General features: G+C 41.8%; 13 protein-coding genes. 2 read left to right on the top strand and 11 right to left on the bottom strand.

The window, feature by feature from the left end; genetic code table 11:
* Positions 1-34: 34 nt before the first annotated feature.
* Entirely contained in the window at positions 35-988 is a 954-nt protein-coding gene (ylqF, locus tag J3455_RS16380) for a ribosome biogenesis GTPase YlqF (RefSeq protein ID WP_138558098.1), read from the top strand.
* A gap of 416 nt (positions 989-1404) precedes the next feature.
* A complete protein-coding gene (locus tag J3455_RS16375) occupies positions 1405-4854 on the top strand; it encodes a PAS domain-containing hybrid sensor histidine kinase/response regulator (protein WP_130050218.1) in 3450 nt (1149 codons plus the stop codon).
* On the opposite strand, the gene J3455_RS16370 is transcribed toward J3455_RS16375, so the two are convergent.
* From J3455_RS16370 to J3455_RS16320, 11 genes are all read right to left on the bottom strand, one after another.
* The gene (locus tag J3455_RS16370) at positions 4851-7823 is read right to left on the bottom strand and encodes a DUF3857 domain-containing transglutaminase family protein (protein WP_349562046.1); all 2973 of its coding nucleotides are present in this window, start codon (positions 7821-7823) and stop codon (positions 4851-4853) included. The genes J3455_RS16375 and J3455_RS16370 overlap by 4 nt on opposite strands.
* A gap of 144 nt (positions 7824-7967) precedes the next feature.
* Positions 7968-9134, bottom strand: coding sequence for a DUF547 domain-containing protein (locus J3455_RS16365; RefSeq protein ID WP_349562045.1), 1167 nt, complete (start codon positions 9132-9134; stop codon positions 7968-7970).
* A 181-nt stretch (positions 9135-9315) separates the two neighbouring features.
* Complete coding sequence (locus J3455_RS16360; protein ID WP_349562044.1) at positions 9316-10485, bottom strand: DUF547 domain-containing protein; 1170 nt, start codon at positions 10483-10485, stop codon at positions 9316-9318.
* 99 nt (positions 10486-10584) lie between these two features.
* Positions 10585-11865, bottom strand: a complete 1281-nt coding sequence (locus J3455_RS16355) for a sensor histidine kinase (RefSeq protein ID WP_130050221.1) — start codon at positions 11863-11865, stop codon at positions 10585-10587.
* Positions 11866-13242 carry a sigma-54-dependent transcriptional regulator gene (locus tag J3455_RS16350; protein WP_167658253.1) on the bottom strand — a complete coding sequence of 459 codons (1377 nt, stop codon included), beginning with the start codon at positions 13240-13242 and terminating at the stop codon, positions 11866-11868.
* A gap of 57 nt (positions 13243-13299) precedes the next feature.
* Positions 13300-15750 carry an ABC transporter permease gene (locus J3455_RS16345; RefSeq protein ID WP_167658252.1) on the bottom strand — a complete coding sequence of 817 codons (2451 nt, stop codon included), beginning with the start codon at positions 15748-15750 and terminating at the stop codon, positions 13300-13302.
* Positions 15750-16502, bottom strand: coding sequence for an ABC transporter ATP-binding protein (locus J3455_RS16340; protein WP_130050224.1), 753 nt, complete (start codon positions 16500-16502; stop codon positions 15750-15752). The genes J3455_RS16345 and J3455_RS16340 overlap by 1 nt, the downstream gene beginning before the upstream one ends.
* Positions 16499-17776, bottom strand: a complete 1278-nt coding sequence (locus J3455_RS16335; protein WP_178926386.1) for an efflux RND transporter periplasmic adaptor subunit — start codon at positions 17774-17776, stop codon at positions 16499-16501. The genes J3455_RS16340 and J3455_RS16335 overlap by 4 nt, the downstream gene beginning before the upstream one ends.
* 161 nt (positions 17777-17937) lie before the next feature.
* The gene (locus J3455_RS16330; RefSeq protein ID WP_286260125.1) at positions 17938-19443 is read right to left on the bottom strand and encodes a serine hydrolase domain-containing protein; all 1506 of its coding nucleotides are present in this window, start codon (positions 19441-19443) and stop codon (positions 17938-17940) included.
* A gap of 162 nt (positions 19444-19605) precedes the next feature.
* Complete coding sequence (locus J3455_RS16325; protein WP_130050227.1) at positions 19606-20268, bottom strand: response regulator transcription factor; 663 nt, start codon at positions 20266-20268, stop codon at positions 19606-19608.
* Between the two features lie 112 nt (positions 20269-20380).
* Positions 20381-22672, bottom strand: a complete 2292-nt coding sequence (locus J3455_RS16320) for a TonB-dependent receptor (RefSeq protein WP_130050228.1) — start codon at positions 22670-22672, stop codon at positions 20381-20383.
* Positions 22673-22898 lie beyond the last annotated feature (226 nt).

Below are 22898 nucleotides of genomic sequence, written 5' to 3'. Positions count from 1 at the left end.
GCGTTAGCCTTTAAAATAAGAGCTTAATAATTAAATGAGTAGAGCAGGAATACAGTGGTTCCCGGGTCACATGAACAAAGCCCGCAACGAAATTAAAGAAATCATGCCACAGATGGATGTGATCATTGAGGTACTTGATGCCCGTATTCCTTATAGTAGTGAAAACCCAATGGTTACTGCGCTGCGTGGCGATAAGCCGGTGATCAAAATCATGAATAAGGCGGACTTGGCTGATCCTAAGTTAACGCAAGCTTGGAAAGACTACTTTGAGCAGCAAAGTGGTGTGAAAGCGATTGATTTTGGTAATGATAAAGCAGGTGAAGTGCACCGTATTAATGAGCTTTGTAAAAAATTAGTGCCGCATAAAGTGGGTGCCGATAAACAAATTAAAGCCATGATCATGGGTATTCCAAATGTTGGTAAATCAACACTTATTAATACTTTAGCTGGCCGTATTGTGGCAAAAACAGGCAATGAGCCTGCGGTAACAAAAGCGCAGCAACGTATTAAGCTTGACGATGGTATTATGCTTTACGACACGCCGGGTATGTTATGGCCGAAAGTAGAGAACGAAAACTCAGGTTATCGTTTAGGTGCAACCGGTGCAATTCGTGATACCGCTATCGATTATGAAGAAGTGGCAAGTTACACCGCTGAATATTTATTGCATGCATACCCAGAGCTTTTAAAAAGCCGTTATAAAATTGATGAGCTACCAGAGTCTGACTGGGAGTTTGTTGAAATGGCAGGTAAAAAGCGTGGCTGTATCCGCGGTGGTAATCAAATCGATACTTACAAAATGTCTGAAATTCTTATTAATGAATTACGCGATGGCATTATTGGCCGTATTACCATGGAAACCCCGGCTATGCGAGAAGAAGAAGAGCAAATGGTTGCTCAGCTTCGCGCTGCTGCTGAGGCTAAAAAAGCAGCTAAAGAAGAAGAAAAAAAGCAACGCCGAGCGCGTGCGCGTAAAAACCGTCGTTAATAACTCGTCGTTTTGTTTTAGACATAAAAAAAGCCCTATAAGGGCTTTTTTAGTTTCATATCTACCGTCACCGATATGAGCAATGTAGCAAGTAAAATAGTAGGGCGACCACCTGTTGCCAACATCAAGGGGCGTTGCGATTAGCAACAGGCGATCTTAGCTTTATCGTGGGCCACACGTGTTTCAGGGTCGAGAAACAAATCAGTTTATTCCGAACAAGTACTTCGTTGTCTTGTTGATATTGATTATCAATTAGATTTGCATATCTGTCAATACTCAATTGAAAATAATTCTCATTTCTTTATGTCTGTTTTTTAAACTTCTGTAATACAGTGCATTAGCACTAAAGTTAGGCTGTAAATTACTAGCAATAAAAACTATGCTGGGGGCTATAACAATTAAAATAATCACATACGATGTTCTCAATTTGGTCAATAAGCCTTCTTGCAATTGTGTATCTGGCAATTTTATTTGCGGTTGCTGGGTGGGCTGATAAAAGAAAAGTATTACCCTTCAAAGGGTTAACCTATGGTTTGTCTCTTGGGGTGTATTGCACTTCATGGGCGTTTTTTGGTACTACCGCACAAGCTGCGTATAACGGCTGGTGGTTGGCACCGACCTATGCCGGCACCATTTTGCTATTTATTTTTGGTTGGCAAGTGTATTGCCGTATAGCGCATATTTGTAGGCAACAAAAAATAACCTCGATGGCTGATTTTATCGCTACGCGATATGGTCAGTCGTCTAGCTTATCTGGGCTAATTTCACTTATTTCAGTGATTGCGATTGTGCCCTATATCTCTTTACAGCTAAGTGCAACTGCACAAAGTATTAATTTACTAACTAACCGCTCAATGATGCAAAGCCACGAAGTGTGGGCCGATAGTACTTTTTATATCACCATCGTGTTGGCACTTTTTGCTATTTTGTTCGGTGCTCGGCGCTTAAAACCCAGTGAGCATAACCCAGGCCTGATAGCCAGTATTGCTTTTGAGTCAGTGGTTAAGTTATTGGCGTTTTTAGCGGTGGGTTTGTATGTTTGTTTTGCTTTGTTCGACAGTCCTGTAGCACTGTTTGAAAAAGCCCGAGATCTAAATATTGATCAGCAAGTGGCTGCCACGCAAAGTCCAACCTATGTGTATGTTGCCCATACTTTACTCGGTATTTTGGCGACCTTATGTTTGCCAAGACAATTCCACATGAGCTTTATCGAAAAAAATAACGATAAAGAACTGGCCTCGGCACGTTGGCTATTTCCGATTTATCTATTACTCATTAATCTGTTTATTCTACCGATTGCATACGCCGGATTAATTTACTTTCAAGGCCAAGAAGTCGGTTACGACACCTTTGTATTAGCTTTACCTATGGCAGCTGATGATGCCTTTGTGGCGTTATTAGCCTTTTTAGGTGGCTTTTCAGCGGCAACCAGTATGGTGATAGTGTCATCAATTGTGCTTTCAGTGATGATCACCAATGACTTTATTAACCAGTTTATTTTACGCCGCTCTCAACTTACATCGAGTAGCCGCGGGCTTGATAAAAACAATCTATTACATGCTCGTAAAATCGTTATCGTATTGATTTTATTGCTTAGTTATTTTACTCACCGAGTGCTGGGTGAAAGCACAACCCTTGCAAATGTGGGTTTGATGTCGTTTACCTTAGTCGCGCAATTTTCACCGGCCATGATCATTGGCTTATGGTGGCGACAAGCATCGTGTCGTGGTGCGCAACTGGGGATTTTGAGCGGCTTTATTATTTGGGGTTACACACTTTTACTGCCGAATATCGCTGGAGGTTTAGGTAGCGATAGCTTATGGCTTGAGAATGGACCTTGGGGAATAAGCTGGTTAGCACCTACTGATTTATTCTCTTTAGGTATGGAAAGCATCAGCCAGGCGCTACTGTTATCGTTAGGTGCGAACTGTTTAGTGTATTTCCTAGTGCCGTTATTTAGTCGTGCAACTTTGGCTGAGCGTTTGCAGAGCAATAAGTTTGTTTCTCAGCTTAGTGATTCTCGAGTGAGTAATCATCTACAGCCTTTGAGTTACCATGACTTAGGCGCGCTAATGCAGCGATTTGCCGAAAAAGAAGCTGCACAGTCTTTGGTAAATCATTACTTTCCGGATGATAAAAGTAAGTGGAAGCGTCCTGCCAATGTTGAGTTAGAGCTATTAGTTGAGCGCGAGATGTCAGCGGTGATTGGGGGAGCATCAGCACGGCTTATTTTAGATGTGGCTAAAAATGAGCAGCGTCAGCCTTTAGAGCAGGTTGCTGAATTTGTTGATGAAGCGAGCCAAGTACTTAAGTTTAATCGTGATTTATTGCAGTCAACAATCGAAAATATTCAACAAGGGATTAGTGTGGTTGATAGTGAGCTGCGTCTTGTTGCTTGGAACCAGGGTTATAAAAGCATGTTCGCTTATCCTGACGATGCTTTATACATTGGCCGCCCAGTAGCTGATATTATTCGATTTAATGCCGAGCGCGGCTTATTTAGCGGTGAGAGTATGACCAGCGAAGTCGAAAAACGCTTAGCTTATTTACGCCAAGGTAGTGCTTATAAATATCAGCGCTCGCACAATGATGGCCGTGTGTTTGAAATGCAAGGTAACCCACTGCCTGGTGGCGGCTTTGTAACAACCTATACCGACATCACCGAGTTCGTAAAACAACAAAAAGCGTTAACCGAAGCAAATGTTAGCCTTGAAGAAAAAGTAGCGGCACGCACCTTAGCTCTGACCCAAGCAAACCAAGAGTTGTCGATGGCAAAGCAAGTGGCGGAGCAAGCAACGGTCAGTAAAACGCGCTTTTTTGCTGCTGCTAGCCATGATTTGCTGCAACCTTTCAATGCTGCGAGCTTGTTTTGTTCTTTAATGAATGAAAAAGCCCAAGATACCGAACTTAAAGAGCTGGCGATGAATATTAAGAATTCATTGGGCAGCGCCGAAGAGTTGTTATCGAGTATTTTAGAGTTAACCAAGCTCGATTCGGGCTCGTTTAAAGTACAAATGAGTGAGTTTGCTGCCAGCTCGTTGGTTGAGCCGCTGCGTAATGACTACGAAGCCCTTGCCCGCGAAAAAGGCTTAAAGTTTATTATTGAAACCTGCGATGTGCGCTTGCATACCGACAAAGCGCTGCTGCGACGAGTGCTGCGTAACCTTTTGAGTAATGCGATTCGTTATACCGAGCAAGGTGAAGTGCGCTTAAAAATGCAGTACGACGACGACCATGTATCCTTTATTGTTGAAGACACAGGGATCGGTATTGCATCGAGCGATCAACAAACTATTTTCCAAGAGTTTAAACAGCTTGGTGCAAAACCAAGCGCCGAGGGTTTAGGCTTAGGGCTGGCAATCACTAAACGTATATGTGACTTACTTAAAATCCCCCTAGTGATGGGGTCTGAGCTTGGTAAAGGCACGCAATTTACCCTCACTCTACCTTGTAAAGTGAGTGCTGCGCCAGCGCAAGCGAAAGGTGCTGAGGCATCACAAGAAACAGAGCTGGGGCAATTGCGTATTTGGTTGCTTGATAACGACCGCAACGTGTTAGAGGCACTAAAGCAGTTACTCGAAAATTGGGGCTGCGAAATATCAACGGCCACTAACTTAGCGGAGCTTGAGCAGTTAAAGGCAAGCCAAGCCCTGCCGCAATTGTTGATTATTGATTATCAGCTTGATGATGGGGTAACGGGCCTTGAAGTGATTGAGCAAGCTGCACTAACACGCTTACCTGCCATCGTTAATACCGCGAATCATGACGAAGGAATACGCGAGTTAGTGCTCGATGCGGGCTATCCATTGCTTTATAAGCCTCTGAAAGCGCCCGCTTTAAAACGCATGATTAAGCGACTGACTTAATCTGCGTTTTGCTCAGTTGCTGGGGTATTAGCTTTAATTAAGCGCTCTACCTCAGCGACAAACTTCTTATCTAAGTCATCTTCATGGCTCAAAAATAACAGCATTTCATCGCCATTGTGGTCAATGACAGTTAGCGTAGAGGTTAGTAGGGCGCTTTTAGCATAATCAACGTTGAGCTCTTTAATGTCACTAAAGCGGCGTTGATCTTTTTCGAGCACACCTTGCTCATTTTCCCAGTAACTAAAAATGGTGTTTTCTGTGATGCCGTTTCCATCAGTTTTAAAATCGAAAAATGCGTCACTATAAAAATAATGTACATTCTCGTTAGCAGGAATAATTTCTTTTCTTTTTAAAAAGTTAACTTGATAAGACCAAAGCTTATCACCGGTTACTATGGTTGAACTTGGCAACAAATATAGCTCATAAATTAAGCCATAAAATAACCAAGGCAACATGAATATCGAAATGATAACCTGCCTCGCTCGCCAATGAGAGTGGTACTCAAGAGCCTGCTGTGGTTGCTTGAGGTTTTGAATGTAATTAACCAGTGGCAACCATAGAATAGGTATAACTAAAAACAGCCAAGTACCATATTCCCAGTTATAGCTTACGATTTCAGAAATGATAATCGCCAGCCATAACACGAACCCAACCGCGACGGGCATGATCTTATTTTTGCCAAAGGTTTGTTCGCTGTGCTTGCAAAGTTCAAGTAACAACGGAATAAAAAACAGTGGTGCGAATATCCCTCGAGCAATCGGCATAATATGGCTTTGTTGCTGCTCTTTTATCGCTTTCCAGTTGCGATAGCTCCAGTAGTTAATGAATACTCCTAAGCTCAATAAGCTGTAAATAACAAACTTACTGTTACTGACAGGGTAGAACTGTTGCTCAGCAAAAACTGGGCGGTTACTTGCTTCTATACGCCAAGCCGCGATGAAAAAGATGATTGCCGCCAAGTAACTTAAAATAAAAATGCTATACCAATTGGCTTCGTCATCCGCTGGTGTGGTTGTGGCGCTATTTGTGCCGTATTTAATGATGCCGAAATGGGTCGCGTTATTGAGTTTTTTGCGCTCGCTTAGGTAAAGGTCTATTTGATCGGCTGGAATATGATCTTGTTTCGCACTGTAATCAAAGTATAAGGTCAACACCGAGTCTTTAAATGTCACGCGTTTTTCGAGATGAAAAAATGGGTTGTCGACTGTGACCTGCTCATCATCAAACTGCCAATTAGAGTCCGTAAACGTAACCTTTATGGTTGTTTCGATATTATTTGGGTAACGAAACCACATTGGTGCATTGTTACGCTCTCGCTGTTCTGGCTTATAAACTGAGTTTTGAATTTCACTGGCGTAAAAGTCGTTTTGAAAATCATTACCCTCAGGTCGCCAAAAGTCATCGATAGTATAGTACTCATTGGTAATTAGCTGACCGGTGTCCTTTGGAGATTCAACCAGCATAGGTTTGGCTGTTTGTAAGCCTTTGTAGGTATCTTGATAATATTCGCGGTAATCATCTTCTACGCTTTTTAAGCTGTTTTTAGCGATTGAACTGCGGCGGTTAATTGCTTCAAAGTCGCCGTATTTATATTGAGTTGAAAAACTAACTGGCTCATTAATACCTTCTGGGATCTGATAATTATCAAAAACCTGAACGCGTTTTAGGGCAGGTTCTGTGAACATATCTGTAAAGCCTGTTTCACCTTGCTTTATGATTAACGCGACATCATAGTTCGGTTGAGCTAAATGTTCTAAATCGCCGCGCTGATACGAAATGGTTGGATCAAGCCAATAGCGTTTACCTTGGTGCTCTAAGGTGACAATGACATGGTCAAATAAACTAGGGGAGACCGGTAAGCTAGCAGTACGTTTTCTGTCTTCAGTGTTAACTAAAGCAGGGTGAGCCTCTACGCCGAGCGCTTTAAGTAAAGAAATGAGCAAGACGGTTTTGTCTTTACAGTCGCCATAGCGCAGTGCCAAGGTTTCTGATGCAGGAGTAGGCTGGTGCGAGTTGGTGCCCATTTCTAGGCCCAAATAACGTACTTCGTCTTGGCTAAAGCGCAGGGCTGCGACAATTTGAGACTCTAAATCGGCATGTTGAAACTTAATTTGACGGGCAATTGTTTCAATAGCAGGGCTAACTTCGATGGCAGATTGGTACAAAGGTAACGACCAATTGACTACCTCTTGCCAATTATTTACTTCAGAAAAATACACTTCCTTGTAAGGCGAATACCAATGCGGTACTTCGCTTGCAGAGCTAAGGGTCGGCTCATTGTGTTGGCTAATTTGGTAGTCAAAACCCGTATCTAACTTGGTTTTAGTAACTGGCGACTCGCCATTCATAAAGTTGATATATAAGGGCGTAGGCTTTTGCCACTTTACCCGCATAAATTGCTGCACTATCGGCACAGACCAATTAAGTGTACGCATGGTGCTGAAGTGCTGATAAACCGGGTTACTGCCCGAAACCGTATAGCTGTAATCTAAAATATCCATGACCCGCATATCATCAATAATGACATTTAGGCTTAAGGTGCCATTGTATATACGACTTGCTAAGTCGGTCTCGCGCTGTAACACCTGAAGCTCGGCACTATTTAGTTTATCTATATATTGGCCGTCACGAATAATGCCTAAACTATTGAGCGTAAGAGATTGGTAGTTTGGGTCAAAATCAATATTTAGCTGGCTAATATAATCAACCCCAGACTGATTGACTGCCTGCATTACAGTGCGATTAAAGCGTTGCTGTGGGGCTTGTTCAGATACCTGAAGCTGAGTGTCGAGCATCAGGTAGAAAGTCCCGTCTTTTATTTGGTCTCGAGGAATCTCAGGGGTTAGTAACTTATGTTGTTTTACCCAGTTAGCTGCAGGTGCAATCTGATAATCTTCAGCGGCTGCAAAGCAGCTCACAAAGAATAAAAAAACAGCCAGTACCTTAAGTTGTAAGTGCATCCATTTCATTGTTATTTTCTAATTACGTTTAGTTTTATATGACAAATTACTGAATTTCACGGCATGAGCCAAATAAAAATTAAATATTTATAGGTAGGTCTCGTAGGAAGAGGTGAGTCTAAGCGGCCCACGGCGAGCCGCTTTAGGTTTATATTATTTATCTTCAGACTCTTTAGTTGGTAAGTCTTTTATTTCAACGCGAGTATTTGCTTCATAGTATTTTTGCGTGATTTTTTGCAAAATCTCGCGGCGTAACGGGCTTACGGTGCCAGCTTTAGTTAAGTGGTTACCATAGGTCGTAAATGTTTTATCCCAGCCCAGTGCCACAATACTAGGATCGACAACAACTGCATTACCTCCACCATAAGCAACATCGGTACCTAAAATATCGGTAATATCGTAATTATCGATACTAAAAGAGAGGTTTTGCACAACTTGGTCTTTATCTGGTTCTTGAATAACTAATGATTGAAGATGGTCAGCTAAGTCTTCTTCAAAGTTAGGGAAATAGTTTTTCTTTTCAAGGTATAACGAAGAAACACGTGTGCTATGAGTATCAATAACACTGCCTCGATTTGAATTTACAAATTGCACTGCATTGTTAGTCAGGGCGGTAAATACATTTTTCGCTGTATATGGGTAGTTAAGTAAATTTGGGCTACCAATATAACCACGGTAATAGCCATATATTAATAGCGGGTCATTGTTAAATAGCGGTGCAACAATGTTGTACTCTATATCGTTTAATGAATACTGGTTACCGTTAAAGTTAAAGTGTGGCTTATCAAAAAAACTTGGCTCTTCGTTTATTAGCTTAGATAAGTTTTTTACTGGGTACTGCTGGACTAACTCATTGAGTACCGTCACGTTATAAAGATTGAACCAGTAAGCTAGCAGTTCAGACTTTGGCAAGTTACTCAAGTTAATCTTATTTGGCAGGTCGGCCATATTTTTTTGTATGACCTGCAAGGCTTGCCTCATTTTAGGATTGTCTTTATATGAATCATAATAAAAGCGGTTTGCTTCTGTTGCTGTTGAAGGTTTAGGGTTGGATGATAAATGTGTACCAATCGTCGTGGTGTGTGAGGTGATGCGGTAGCGGTCAGACATGCCTAAATCAATGACCGAAGCACTTAATATTTGCCCATAGCCAGCGTAATCAAGAGTAATGTTTGAGTTTGCATCATACTGATGAAATTGGCTAAATTTTTCTTGGTTAATTGCTGTGATGGCTGTTTTATTAATAGGAGCCGTTGAATTACAGGCCGTAACTAAAATTAGTGATGTTGTTAATGCGATGGTCTTTATAGCGCTTTTCATTTTTACCACCTTCCTTAGTACAGAAAATAAACATATTACTTTTACTTTAAATTGGCAATATCCAGGTAATTAACACAGAAAAAACAAGACTTAAAGTTGGCTATTGCGGTTTTGCTAAGTGTTTTAGTTGGGTATTTCAGGGGGATTAAAGCGGCTCATAGCGAGCCGCTTTAGGTTTATATTATTTATCTTCAGACTCTTTAGTTGGTAAGTCTTTTATTTCAACGCGAGTATTTGCTTCATAGTATTTTTGCGTGATTTTTTGCAAAATCTCGCGGCGTAACGGGCTTACATGGCCGACTTCTTTGGTTAAGCTTTCACCATAAGTAACAAAATTAGTATCGAAGCCCTCTGCTACTATACTCGGATCGGCGACAGTCGCGTTACCTCCACCATATTCAACATCGCTACCTAGAATGTCGGTAATATCGTAGTTATCGATACTAAAAGAGAGGTTTTGCACAACTTGGTCTTTATCTGGCTCTTGAATTACTAACGATTGAAGGTGGTCAGCTAAATCTTCTTCAAAGTTAGGAAAATAGTTTTTCTTTTCAAGGTATAAAGAAGAAACTCGAGTGCTATGGTTACCTATCACACTACCGCGGTTTGAATTTACAAATTGCACTGCATTGGTGGTCAGGGCGGTAAACACATTTTTTGCTGTATATGGGTGGTCAAGCAAGTTTGGGCTGCCAATGTAGCCACGGTAGTAGCCATATATTAATAGCGGGTCATTGTTAAATAGCGGTGCAACAATGTTGTACTCAATATCGTTTAATGAATACTGGTTACCATTAAAGTTAAAGCGTGGCTTATCAAAAAAACTTGGTTCTTCGTTTAATAACTTGGTCAGGTTTTTAACAGGGTACTGCTGCACTAATTCATTGAGTACCGTCACGTTATAGAGGTTGAGCCAGTAAGCGAGTAACTCTGATTTTGGTAAGTTACTTAAATTAATTTTGTTTGGCAGGTCGGCCATATTTTCTTGCACTATTTGCAAGTCTTGCTTCATCTGAGGATTCTTTTTGTACGAATCATAATAAAAGCGGTTTGCTTCTGTTGCAGTCGACGGTTTTGGGTTCGACGACAACCGGGTGCCAATTTTGGTTGTGTTTTGTGAAATGCGATAGCGGTCTGACATGCCTAAATCAATCACTGAGGCATTTAATATTTGTCCGTAGTCAGTGTACTCAAGGGTGATATTTGATTTTTCATCGTACTGATGAAATTGGCTAAATTTTTCTTGGTTAATAGCTGTCGTTGCTGTTTTATTAATAGGGGCCGTTGAATTACAGGCTGTAACTAGAATAAGTGATGTTGCTAATACGATGGGTTTTATGGCGTTTTTCATTTTTATGACCTTCCGTAGTTTAAAAAATAAACATAGCGTGGTTTTTTTATAAGCGCAACAATCTGTTGTTTTTGTTTAAAGTACTAACCTTTTTGTTGCTTAAGTAGGTACGGTGATGTTAGCTTCTGTGCCTTGCTGGGGTTTTGAGTTTATCGATAACTCAAAACCTTGGTTGCGCACAAGTTCTCGGGTGATCACAAGCCCTATACCTGTGCCATTTGCTTTGGTTGAGTAAAATGGCACGAACAAGTTATCAGGGTTTTGAATGCCACAACCTTGGTCGCTAATTGCAATATTTAAGCTATCACCTTGCCTTGACCAAGTGAGGCTAGGGGCTGAATTGCTGCCTGCTTCAAAGGCATTTTTTATCAGGTTGATCAATGCTTGTTCTAGCTGGCCTAAGTCGGCATCAACATATAATTCTTCACTGCTATTTATCACTAGTTCAGGAAATATAGCGCTTAAACGTGTGTTTAGTTGCTCGCTACTGATTGTCTGTTTTTGTGCGGGGGGTAGCTTGGCAAACGCACTGTAACTGGCTACAAAATCAAGCAAGTGCTGAGCGCGTTTTTCTATAACTTGCAGCATATCTTGGGCGAGATCATCGTGACTGCTAATTTGTCCTTGGCGCTTAAGGGTTTGCAATGATTGACTCATTGAATAAATCGGCGTGAGTGAGTTACGCACTTCATGATTTAACACTCGAATTAACCGTTGCCAAACAAGTTGTTCATTATCGCGAAGCTGTTGCTCAATTGAAAAGAAGGTCAGTAATTCAAAGTTTCTGCCGGTCCGCCAAAAAGTCTGCGATGAGATTTGAAAGCGTTGTTTAAACAGTGAGTCGTTGTTTTGTTGCCATTCGCCATCATGCAGGGCAATGCCTAAGTCGCTGGCCGATTTACCTTCAATCTGGCGATGGATAATACTGTTTTTAAACGCCTTATTACTAAAGTAAATCAAGCCATGGGGGTCTAGTATAACGATGGGTAAGTCCAGCATGCTGGCAAACTCAAACACAAACTCTTCTGTTTGCATATAATGGCGCTTATTTTTGGCTATTTTATTGCTGAGCTTGGCAAAATCTTGCTTAAGCGCTGCGACTCGTCCACTTTGATAAGACGCTAAATGCCAACTATTACTTTCGTCATTTGCCAGTGCATCTAGTTGCAGACCAAAGCGTTCAATCACATCGATGATCACGCGGTAGCTTTTAATTAAAGCAAAAGCGCTTATCCCGATAAACGGCAATAATAGGCTAATACTGGCAAACCAATCTAGTTTTAAGCTGAGCGAAAGGGCAATACCAAGCGTAAATAGCACCGCTATAACCATAAAAAAATAGCGTCGAATACGCTGCTCTAACGACAACTTGCTACTCATTTAGCGTTCTACTTCTTTTAAATCGAGCTGATGTTTATCAATGCGACGATAAATCGCCGATTTACTTAATCCTAAAAATTCTCCTGCGGCGATAACATTACCATTAAATTGCAGCAGCGCTTTTTGAATCATTTGTTTCTCAAGCTCTTCAAGGGGCAATAGTGGCAAGGCTTGTTCAGCATTACTATTCGTTTGCTCGCAACTTGGTTGATCTAAAATGAGGTCATTGGCTTGAATATTGTTGTTATCGCTCATGATCACCGCGCGTTCAATGCAGTGGCTTAGCTCACGAATATTACCAGGCCAGCTGTAGTTTTTTAGCGCGTTTAGAGCATCAGGACTTAGCGCCATATTTGCACGTTGGTATTTTTTACCATGCACCAATAATAAGTGTTCTGCCAAGGGGGCGATGTCGTCTTTTCTGTCGCGAAGCGGTGGAATGTGCAGTTCAATGGTATTGAGTCTAAATAATAAGTCACGGCGGAACTCACCCTGCTCAATTGCCGTAGCTAATTCACTATTGGTGGCAGAAATAATGCGAACATCGGCGGTTTTGGTTTGGCTTGAGCCTAGCACTTCAAACTCTTTGCTTTCTAGCACGCGGAGCATTTTACTTTGCAGCTCAAGGCTTAAAGTCGCAATTTCGTCTAAAAATAAGGTGCCGCCTTCGGCAATTTCAAAACGCCCTAAGCGGTCTTCTTTGGCATCAGTAAAAGAGCCTTTTTTATGGCCAAATAATTCACTTTCGAATAGCGTTGGCGCAATAGCGCCAATATTCACGCTTACATAGCGTTTATCACATCTGAGAGAATGCTTATGAATATAATGTGCTAATAAGCTTTTGCCTGTACCATTTTCGCCGGTAATTAAAATGCTGGCATCGGTTTTTGCTGCGCGCTCAGCTTTGGCAAGCAACAGTTGCATGATTTCTGATTTAGCTATGTAATGTGCTTGTGTGTCACTGGTAAGCGCCTTTAAGCACGCGTTGTCGTGATTACTTTGCTTGAGCTTGAGTTGTTGTTGCACAACGGCGGTTAAGCGTAAGTTATTCCATGGCTTTTCAACAAAGTCGACAGCCCCTAATTGCATGGCTTTAACGGCAACATCAATGCTAGCCCAAGCGGTCATCACAATGACAGGTATGGTCGATCCTAATTGATTTAGTTGCTTTAAAAAGCGTAACCCTTCTTCACCTGAGGTGGTGTCGAGCTTGTAGTTCATATCGAGCAAAATCAGGCTAATGTGCTCTGATTTTAATAACTCAAGGGCATGTTCAGGGCCTTCGGCCTCAAGGCAATGTAAGCCCAGTTGTTGTAATGCAACAGTAGCAGCCAGACGTACATCAGCTTGATCGTCTATGACTAAGATTTTGTCCATGATGTTTTCTTATTATCCTGTTGAGGTGGCTTAAATTTAAGCCACCATTTTGTGCTGTTAATCGTTACGTAGTGCGGCCATAGGTTTTGCTTTAAGCAGTAAAACCAAAGGTCTAAAGCAAGCGAATAGCGCAATACATAAGGTAATACTCCAAGCGAGTAATTGCAGTCTTACATCAAGTATCAGCCATGACATTAGCTGTCCTTGTAACATGTAAAAACCCACCATTACCGCGGCGAGAGCAACCGCAAAGCCAATGAGCACAGGGATAATAGCTTCAACACTCATCAGCTTGAATAAGCGCGCTTTTTTCGCACCTAATGCCATACGAATACCAAACTCATAACGGCGTAGACCGAGGTTGTAGCTCAGTACCCCAAAAATACCGATTGCTGCTAATAATAGAGTAAATAGCGCTAAGGTACTACACAGAACCACTGTCAGTCGGCTCATATACAGTAAATTGTCGTACTCTTGTTGCAGGTCATTAAACTGCCACATGGTTAAGTCGCTGTTCTTTTCTTTTAGCGTATTAAGTATTTGTTTATTAGTCAGCTTAACGCCTTCAGAAGCTTTGATAGTAAACATGTAGCTATACGGTGTTGCAGGCCACCAAATGTGACGACCAAACGATTCATCGTAGTATTTAGGGTGATTAAAATCTTCGGTTACACCCACCACTTCATACATCTTTTCTTCTAAGCCTTGGTAGCTCTTGCCGATAATATTTCTATAGTCTTGGCCTGGTAATAAGTTCTCTGCCACGCTGACTGATACCAGTATCTCGTTGGTTTCACCTCGTATTGCTTGTTCAGTAAAGGTGCGGCCGGCGAGAATTTTGGTATTAACTAAAGCAAAGTAATCAGGCCCTACCCACTGACTAGGGAAGAAAACTGAGCTTTTACCGTTTACATCAGTCAAGGTGTTGGCGTTTTGTCTTTGCGAAACAGGGCTGTGACCTAGGGCAACATCATCAATACCTTGGCTATCAAGCAAAACCTGCTTGTATTGCAGCATGTGTTCGTAGCGTTCAGCCAATGACATTTGATTATTTGGCTGGAACAGGTTGGCAAAATATAGGTTTTCGGTATCACTACCGAGTGGGCGGTTAATCGTGCCCATGGCTTTACTGACTACCATCACAGAAAAACTTACAAGCAGCGCGGCAACAAACATTTGTGAGCCAATTAAAATACGCACTGTGCGGCCAGATACCTGCGAAACACCGCCCTTACCACTGTTTTGCATTTGCGTATTTAGGGTTTTGTAATTTACCAAACGTGCTGTAATTACAGAGAAAATATAAGCAAGAGCAATACACAGTATAATGGCAACAATAACTAACGTGGTATCAACGGCTAAGCTATTCACCAGTGGTAAACGCCCTTCTGCCAATACTTTAAATAAACGTATGCCCCATACCGATAAAAACAGCGCAATGCTTACCGATAAGGTCATTAAAATCAGTGATTGTAAAAAGATACTTTTAAATAGCGTGCTGCGTTTTGCACCTAACACCGCCTGCAAGGCGAGGGTTTTATGTTGAGCAAGAGCGCGTGAGAAGAACAAAGTGCTTACATTAAGTACTGCAATAATCAGTAGCCCTACCGCACCGGCTAACATCATCAAGCTTAAGTCATCGTTATTACCCAGCTCAACGTCACGATAAGGGGTTACTTCAGGTTTTACATCGGTGATCCCCCCGTTGTTTAGCCATTCTGATTTAACCGTATCAATTTGCTGTTTTAAATCGACTTTAACTTGATCTATGGTGACCCCAGGCTTTAAAACAGCAATTAGTTTTAGGTTTTTGAACGTGTTTGTCCATGGGCTTTGCCAATCGTCATTGTGAAAGAAACGGCGGTCAGCACTGGATGGAAACCACACTTCAACATCACTTGCTTTAAACATGTAAGGTGGGCTGAATGAGTCATCAACAACACCGACGATACGGTGAACATAATCGGTTTCACCAGCCATGACTGAGAGTGTTTTACCAATAATGTTCGGGTCGCTGTTGTAATGTTTGCGCCAGAAGTTAGCAGATATAACAACCCGGTCATCAGGAGTTTCTAGTGTTTCTCCAAGGTCAAAACCTTGTCCCATTAAAAATGGCGTGTTTAATAAGTCAAAATAGTTGCCGCCAACATACAGCACCGGCTCTTTCGGTTCGCCATCGAGGTTTGCAAAAATTTGCTCACCTGCATTGATCATCATACTTTGTTCAAAGCTTTGATTATGCTTAAGCCAATGCACCATCGACTGATAGCTTTGAAAGCCAGTAGCATCATAGTCATCATAGGTAAGTGATTGCTCAACCACCACCATGCGGCTTTCATCGTACACATCAAGGGGCTTTAAAAAGTAGCTGTTAACAAGGCTAAGCACCACAAACAAGGTGGCCAGTGTTAAAGCAAGCGTTGCGATAACCGCAGTGACAAAGCCCGGTGCATTCATTAATGATGCCCACGCTAAGCTTAATTGGGCGCGTGTTTTGGTTAATTTCATTACATCACCTCGGCGCTTTCGAGAACTTGCTCAGCAGTGTCGCTGCTAGGTGCTTGGCGAGCTTCAGAGTAGGAAACAATTTCACCATCTAACAATTTAAGTTGCGTTTTAGCGCGCCCGGCATAACGTAAGTCATGGGTTACCATACAAATCGTGGTGCCTTTTTTATTTAGCTCATCGAGCAAGTCCATGACAGCATCACCATTTTTTGAATCTAAGTTACCGGTTGGCTCATCCACCAATAAAATGCTTGGCTTGCCAGCCAATGCGCGGGCAATGGCAATACGCTGTTGTTGACCACCAGATAATTGGTTTGGTTTATGCTGAGCACGGTGGCCCATTTCAACTTCATCAAGGGCTTGTTTTACCGCAAGCTCTATTTCGCTCGGGCTCATGGCTGGCTCTCGGTAAGTGAGCGGCAGTGCCACGTTGTCAAACACCGATAATTCATCAATTAGGTTAAACGACTGAAATATAAAACCAATGTGAAGGTTTCTAAGTTCAGCTTGCTGATCCATATCGAGGGTTTTTGTGTCGACTTCTTTAATGAAATAGTCGCCAGCAGTTGGGCTATCTAGTAAGCCTAGTAATGACAGCAACGTCGATTTACCACAGCCAGATGGGCCGCTAATGCAAATATAGTCACCCTGGTTAATATTCAGGCTGATATCTTTTAATGCATAGGTTTCAACATTTTGGCCGCGATAAACTTTGGCGATTTTGTTTAATGAGATAAGCGTGTTGGTTTTCATAAGCTGTCCTGTTCGATTTTTATTGTTGCCAAATGCTGCCATTTAGAAAGGTCAGAAATGATCAGCTGTTCGCCCACGGTGGCACCGCTCAAAAGTTGAATTTGATTGTCACTGAGTGTACCAAATTCGATATTCGTTGGCGTTGCTAACTGGGTATTTGGATTAAGTTTAAATAGCGTGGCTTCGCTGTGTGCTTGCGCTTTTTGCGGCACGTTAATGGTTAACGCATCGGGAATAATGTTGCTAACAACATAGCCTTCAATGCTTAAATCTGGGCGGGCATTGGCAGGCAGTGTGCCTTGTAAATCAAGTTCAATAATAACCCGACCATCGGTAACGATAGGGTCAATTCGGGTGACTTTGGCATCAACTTCACCGTGGCTTGCTTGGCTAAAGGTGTTTACTTTTGCTGCCATATTGAGTGCCACTTTTTCGGCATCAGCTTGCTTCACACTCAGCTCTGCTTTTAGTGCTTTGTTTGAGCCAACCACAGCAAGGCGGGTGCCCGGCACTAGGTTCTGACCAAGTTCAACATTCAATTCTTGTAGCATGCCATCGATACCTGCCGTTATTTGCAGCTGATCAAAAGCATGTTGCTCAACTTGATAATTAAGCTCAAATTGGCTTAATAGCTCTTGCTGTATTTTGCTACGTTGTAAGTGCATTTCTTTGAGCTGAGCGAGGCGTTGCTGCTCGATACTTACGCGCTCTGTAAGCTGTGCAACGTTTAGCATGCTTCGTTTATAATCTAGGCTTGAAACAATTCCTTGTTCGATCAGTTTACTTTCGGCATCGACTCTAAGCTCTGCGCTTTGTAGCTCACTTTTTAAAATGGCGAGATTCGCTTGGCGTTCAAGTAGCTCACTTTGCTGGTTAATTTTTTGCTCATTAACACTGGCTTTTTGGCGAGCGAGTTCTAGCCGAGCGACCGATAAACGCTGCGCTTGCTGAGGGTTTACTAGGCTTAAAATCACCGTGTTTTTGTTAACAATAGTGCCGGGGTAAACGTGGATAGCTTCGACCATTGCGGTGTCAGTATTGGTTAAATAGCGTTGATACTTCGGTTTTAAACGGCCAAAGCCACGTATTTTTACTACAAAATCGGCTTGTTCTACGGTTGCTATTTGCAATTGACTTGCAGAAACTACTGTGGGTGTCGCCCATTGATAAACCATTATAGCGCCAAGCGCTGACACGCTAATAGCTGCACCAATAAGCCATTTTTTAGCTTTTGATTGCTGAGGTTTACGTTTTAGAGTGCTGTCTAAATCCATTGGCTATATTTCATTGCGTTGTAAGTTTAGCAACACAAAAGCGAGGAACGTGCCAAGGTTTAATTTATTGATTTTTATCGTTTTTTAATTTTGTGATTAGGTGGGCTTTCCCACTTTTGGGATTAATAAAATCAAAAGTGGGACAAACTATAATGCAGTGTTTACTGGGTTAATTCTGCAAGTTTAGCCAGTTGTTTTTTAGCATGTGCGTTATCAGGTTTAAGCTTGAGTACTTGGTTATAGTTGGCTATTGCTTGTTTAAGGTTACCGAGATACCAGTACGCTTCTGCTAGGCTATCAAAGGTATTATAACTATTAGGGTAAAGGTGTGTGTTAAGCTTAAAAACCGCTAATGCTTCATTGAGTTTGTCTTGGTTGATAAGCGAATAACCCCATAAGTTAATATCGTTTTCAGCAAATTGAATCTTCTTTTCTTTACTTAATTGATCCGCAGCCACAATTGCATTTTCGTAGCCTTGTACTTCAAGAACTTGCCATAAGCGTTTTATATTTTTGGGCAGGCCAAAGCCATTCTCTTGTTTCATTTCTGGAATATAAAAGCCAGCAATTTCATCTACAAATTGCGATGGCATTGCACCCATTAAGTTGGTTAAGATCACAATTGACATATTATCTTCTGGGTAAACAAAGATACCAGCCCTGTTACCACCCACAGCGGCTAATGCAGGATGCTCTTCTCGGTCCATAACAGGCCAGCCAAGACTGTAGCCGTTTAAACGTTGATTGAAGCCTTGAGTGTGACCGCTTTTTAGGCGAGTCGGAGTCCACATTTGCTGTATACTGTCTTCACTAATAAATTGATTTGTTTGTAAAGCGATTAGCCAATTTGCCAATTCTGCTGCTGTTGATGCCATGCCTGCGGCGGTTTGTAACATTTCAGAAAAAATGGCTTCTCTTGAGTTGAACAGTTCATCGCCTTGATTTTCGTATCGTCTTGCTGAGTGCTTTACAGCATTGTTGAGGTTATTAAAGCCCGCTTCAAGTGTTCTGCTCATTTCAGCCTGCTGTAATTGGTTTCTTTCGATAAATTGCTGAAATGGCATCCCCGATAGTTTGTTAATTAACTTACCAATAATAACGTAATTTGTTTGGTTGTATTTAAAGCGAGTGCCTGTTTCGAATTCTAATGGCTTGGTTTGAACTAGTTGCCATGCATCATCGGGTCCTTGATCTGAGATTAAATCAGCAACTTCACCTTTTATTATGTCAGGTAAGCCTGATATATGGCTCATTAACTCTCTGGTTGATATAGCGTGCCACTCAGTTGGCAATTCTGGCAGATAAGTGCCAATAGGCGCATTAAGATCTAATTTCTTTTGCTCAACAAGCTGCATCAGCGCCACACCAACAAAAGCTTTTGTTGCAGAATTAATGGCAAATAAAGTGTTGCCATCAACGGCGATATTATCTTCAATATTTGCAACTCCGTAGCTGGCAACTTTAGTTACTTTATTATCTCGAACGACGGCGAGTTGTAGCCCTGGAATATTTCTTTTTTGCATTAACTCAACCACCCATTGGTCAAGCTCATCTGCATGTGCAGAAAAGGCGCAGAAACTGGCTGATAGCAGTGTTATGGTCGGAAGAATTAATTTTTTTGCTAGTTTTTTGCAAGCTGTGTACACGATGTTGTCCTTAGTGTTCATTTTTATCTATTACTTTTTACTTAGATAGTTTTGATGTGAGCACTAAAGCGAGGAGTATGCCAATATTTAACGTTTTGAAATTTATAGTTTTTATTTTGTATCTTGGTTTAGGAATTCCCATTTATGGGAATTTCAAATTAAAACTGGGAGTGAAAGCTTAAATTAGCTTTCTTCGATTTTGCCAACCTGTGAAAGTTGATTAAACAAAATGCCTGCTTGGGTGCGGTTATAAACATTAAGCTTGCGTAAAATCGCTGAAACATGCTGTTTGATAGTAGTTTCTTGAATCGACATTTCAAAAGCGATTTGTTTATTCAATAAACCGTCGGCAATCATCGCCAATACGCGATATTGCTGTGGTGTAAGCTTTTCAAGATTGCGAGCAAATTCGCTTTGTTCGTCGTTTATCACTACATCGGTTAAATCAACTTCGGGTGGTAGCCAAGTGTCGCCATTTAATACATGGCTAATTGCTTCGCTTATCACATCCAGTGATGATGATTTAGGAATATAGCCTGCAGCGCCAAGACTCATGGCTTGTTTGATTATGGCGGGGGTTTCATTGGCAGAGACCATAATCACTAAGATATCTGGGTAGTGATTTCGTAATTGCGAAAGGGCTTGCAGGCCATTTGCACCTGGAATAGTTAGGTCTAAGAATATCAGTTCAATTTCAGGATGTGCATTTAATAGTGCGAACAAGCCATCAATGTCACTTGTTTCTTTAATATGTTCTTCGGGCACTGATGTCGCGGCGGCTTGACGCAGTGCACTTCTAAATAACGGGTGATCATCGGCGATTATAGTGTTCACAGCTAAAGACATTCCCTCGATTCTCCAATGCGTTATGTTATAAGTGATTTTGCGCTTTGAAACAAGGTTTGCCTGAAGGGAAGTTTCAGACAAACCTTTCTCACACAAGGATTTAGGTTCTTTTTTAGAAACGGTAACCAACAGTGAAGGCAACAGTGCGAGGGTCGCCGTAGTAACCGATTAGCGTATTATCACCACCTAAACCAGGGGTGTATTTGCTCGTATCAGTTGGATCTGTTGGATCAGGTGCTACGAATTGGTAACCACCAATCATGTACTCTTCATCCGTTAAGTTTTTGCCGTAAAGACCAGCAGTCCAGTGACCGTCTGTGCTGTACCAAGTGATACCCATGTTAAAGATACCGTAAGCATCTTGAGTGAGTAGGCTATCTTCTTCGAATAGAGCGTAGTCGCCTCGGTGGTAGTAGTTACCATTTACTACAAAATCACCCATTTCTGTGTACATGCGATAGGTCGCACCTAGATTGAAGGTCAAATCTGGCGTGTTTGATACTGTGAAGCGATCTGATTTGTCGAATGCCTCACCTGTTTCAGGGTCGTAATCAATTACGTTATCAAAGCTACTGTCTATATAGCCAATTGATGCATCAAAGCTTAGTGATTCTGTGGCTACGTAGTTAAGTTCAAGTTCGATACCATCTGATGTTGACTCACCAATGTTACCTAAGCGTTGGTTTAGATCAGATGCACTGTCTCCCGGTAACACCGAAATATACTGACGGTCTTTATGATCAAGGGTGAACAAGGTTACGTTCGCACGTAAGTTATTATTCCACTCACTCTTCATACCGATTTCGAATGAATCAACGATTTCAGGTTTTGCTGCAGGCTCTGCGGTTGTTGCTCGCGGGTTGAAAGTACCTGACTTAAAGCCTTGCGCATAACTTGCAAAGAACATGATGTCGTTTGAATACTGATATTCAACACCAGCACGTGGTGTGAAGCGTGACCATTCTTCTTCATCATCTAGTACGGTTGGTACGAGTTGACCTTCTGGGCGAGTATAACCAGGGATCCAACCTGATTCTGGATATACAATGTCAAAAATTAGGCCGTTGTTAACAAGCGCCTCTTTTTTGTCTTTGGTGTAACGTGCACCCAATGTCATTGACCATTGATCATTAAAGTCATAGCTACCTTGAATATACGCAGCTTTACTATTTGAGTTACTACAACCACTAACTTCACGAGTGAGGCCAGGAGCGCCTAAGCTTTGACCTAAGATACCTAAAATTGCCTCAAACTGGCCACATGATTCACCATCGTAATAGTAAAGGCCAGATACAAATTTGTAGTTATCACCTTGATGGTTTAGCTGTAATTCGTGAGTAGTTTGTTCATCATCGTAAATAGCGGGTACATCGAAAATCGGCAACGACGTATTATCAAAGTCGATATTAGTTGGTGAGTAGCTCTCTCGGCTTGAGCCTATGTATTTTATGCTCGTGCTGTCAGTCATATCCCAACGAGCAGTTAAGCTGTAGCCTTCTAGTTCAACTTTGTTCCATGTTGGTAAGCTGGTGTATGAGTCATACACACTGTCTGGAACTGGTGCATCTGTTAGTAGGCTAGGAAGTAAGCGGTAGCCACCTTTCGCGTTAGATTTATCTTCTGTTTTATCCCACGCAAAACGGAAAAATAGGTCATCAGTAGGCGTGTATTCTAAAGTAACACGAGCTGCGGTAACGTCTTTGTTGTAGTTTTCGCGGTCTTGGTTATCAAGAGCTGATGTTAAAAACTCACCAAAACCATCACGATTAAGTGTTGCAAAACCAAAACCTACATAGAGTTTTTCGTCAATAATTGGCAGTTGACCAGTAATTTTTAAATCTTTTTGGTTATAGCTACCTACAGTGCCTTGTATATTTAAAGTTGCATCACCGCTCATTTCTTTGGTGACGTATTTAATTGCACCACCAATGGTATTTTTACCGTAAAGCGTACCTTGTGGACCACGTAATACTTCGATTTGTTGCACATCAAGAAGGTCAAGCACCGCACCTTGTGGGCGAGCAAGATAGACATCATCAATATAGATACCAACACCCGGCTCATAACCCCACAATGGGTCTTGCTGACCTACACCACGAATAAACGCAGTAATTGTAGAGTTAGTACCACGGCTTGCTTGCAAGGTGGTATTTGGCGAGAACTGCTGAACTTCGGTCATAACGACGATACCGTTTTCTGCAAGCTCTTCAGCACCAACTGAAGTTACAGCAACAGGAACTTCTTGCAGGTTTTCAACGGTTTTACGCGCTGTTACCTGAATACGTTCTAGTTCCCCTTTTTTTGCTGCAGGTTCGGCTTGTTCTGCCGCTTGAGCACTGACACCTGCTAATGCAAGTGATACAGCCAGAGTAAGTGGCGCGACTTTTGGGTTAAGCTTTATCATGTTGTATTCCTTGTTATTGTTGTCATTAGTCTTATGGCCACTCTCGTTGATGTTGCCGAAGACTTAATAAGTTTGCCCGTGTCACCTGTCAGTTAATGTAGAAGATAGTTGCAAAAATTGAATTAGTACCATAGTGCTATACCCACCACAGCTCTTTATTTATCAAGCAATTAAGCTATTTTTAAAGCAGATAGTACCTTAGTGTTATGTATTTTTTAGGCGCTTA

The organism is Pseudoalteromonas sp. NFXS39, assembly GCF_040148775.1.
Lineage (GTDB): Bacteria > Pseudomonadota > Gammaproteobacteria > Enterobacterales > Alteromonadaceae > Pseudoalteromonas > Pseudoalteromonas apostichopi.
This window is presented reverse-complemented; position numbering and strand designations above follow the sequence as displayed.

What these genes read in the sequence shown, in the direction of transcription:
- ylqF (WP_138558098.1), top strand. Translation starts at nt 35, where the DNA reads ATGAGTAGAGCAGGAATACAGTGGTTCCCGGGTCACATGAACAAAGCC.
- J3455_RS16375 (WP_130050218.1), top strand. Translation starts at nt 1,405, where the DNA reads ATGTTCTCAATTTGGTCAATAAGCCTTCTTGCAATTGTGTATCTGGCA.
- J3455_RS16370 (WP_349562046.1), bottom strand. Translation starts at nt 7,823, where the DNA reads ATGAAATGGATGCACTTACAACTTAAGGTACTGGCTGTTTTTTTATTC.
- J3455_RS16365 (WP_349562045.1), bottom strand. Translation starts at nt 9,134, where the DNA reads ATGAAAAGCGCTATAAAGACCATCGCATTAACAACATCACTAATTTTA.
- J3455_RS16360 (WP_349562044.1), bottom strand. Translation starts at nt 10,485, where the DNA reads ATGAAAAACGCCATAAAACCCATCGTATTAGCAACATCACTTATTCTA.
- J3455_RS16355 (WP_130050221.1), bottom strand. Translation starts at nt 11,865, where the DNA reads ATGAGTAGCAAGTTGTCGTTAGAGCAGCGTATTCGACGCTATTTTTTT.
- J3455_RS16350 (WP_167658253.1), bottom strand. Translation starts at nt 13,242, where the DNA reads ATGGACAAAATCTTAGTCATAGACGATCAAGCTGATGTACGTCTGGCT.
- J3455_RS16345 (WP_167658252.1), bottom strand. Translation starts at nt 15,750, where the DNA reads ATGAAATTAACCAAAACACGCGCCCAATTAAGCTTAGCGTGGGCATCA.
- J3455_RS16340 (WP_130050224.1), bottom strand. Translation starts at nt 16,502, where the DNA reads ATGAAAACCAACACGCTTATCTCATTAAACAAAATCGCCAAAGTTTAT.
- J3455_RS16335 (WP_178926386.1), bottom strand. Translation starts at nt 17,776, where the DNA reads ATGGATTTAGACAGCACTCTAAAACGTAAACCTCAGCAATCAAAAGCT.
- J3455_RS16330 (WP_286260125.1), bottom strand. Translation starts at nt 19,443, where the DNA reads ATGAACACTAAGGACAACATCGTGTACACAGCTTGCAAAAAACTAGCA.
- J3455_RS16325 (WP_130050227.1), bottom strand. Translation starts at nt 20,268, where the DNA reads ATGTCTTTAGCTGTGAACACTATAATCGCCGATGATCACCCGTTATTT.
- J3455_RS16320 (WP_130050228.1), bottom strand. Translation starts at nt 22,672, where the DNA reads ATGATAAAGCTTAACCCAAAAGTCGCGCCACTTACTCTGGCTGTATCA.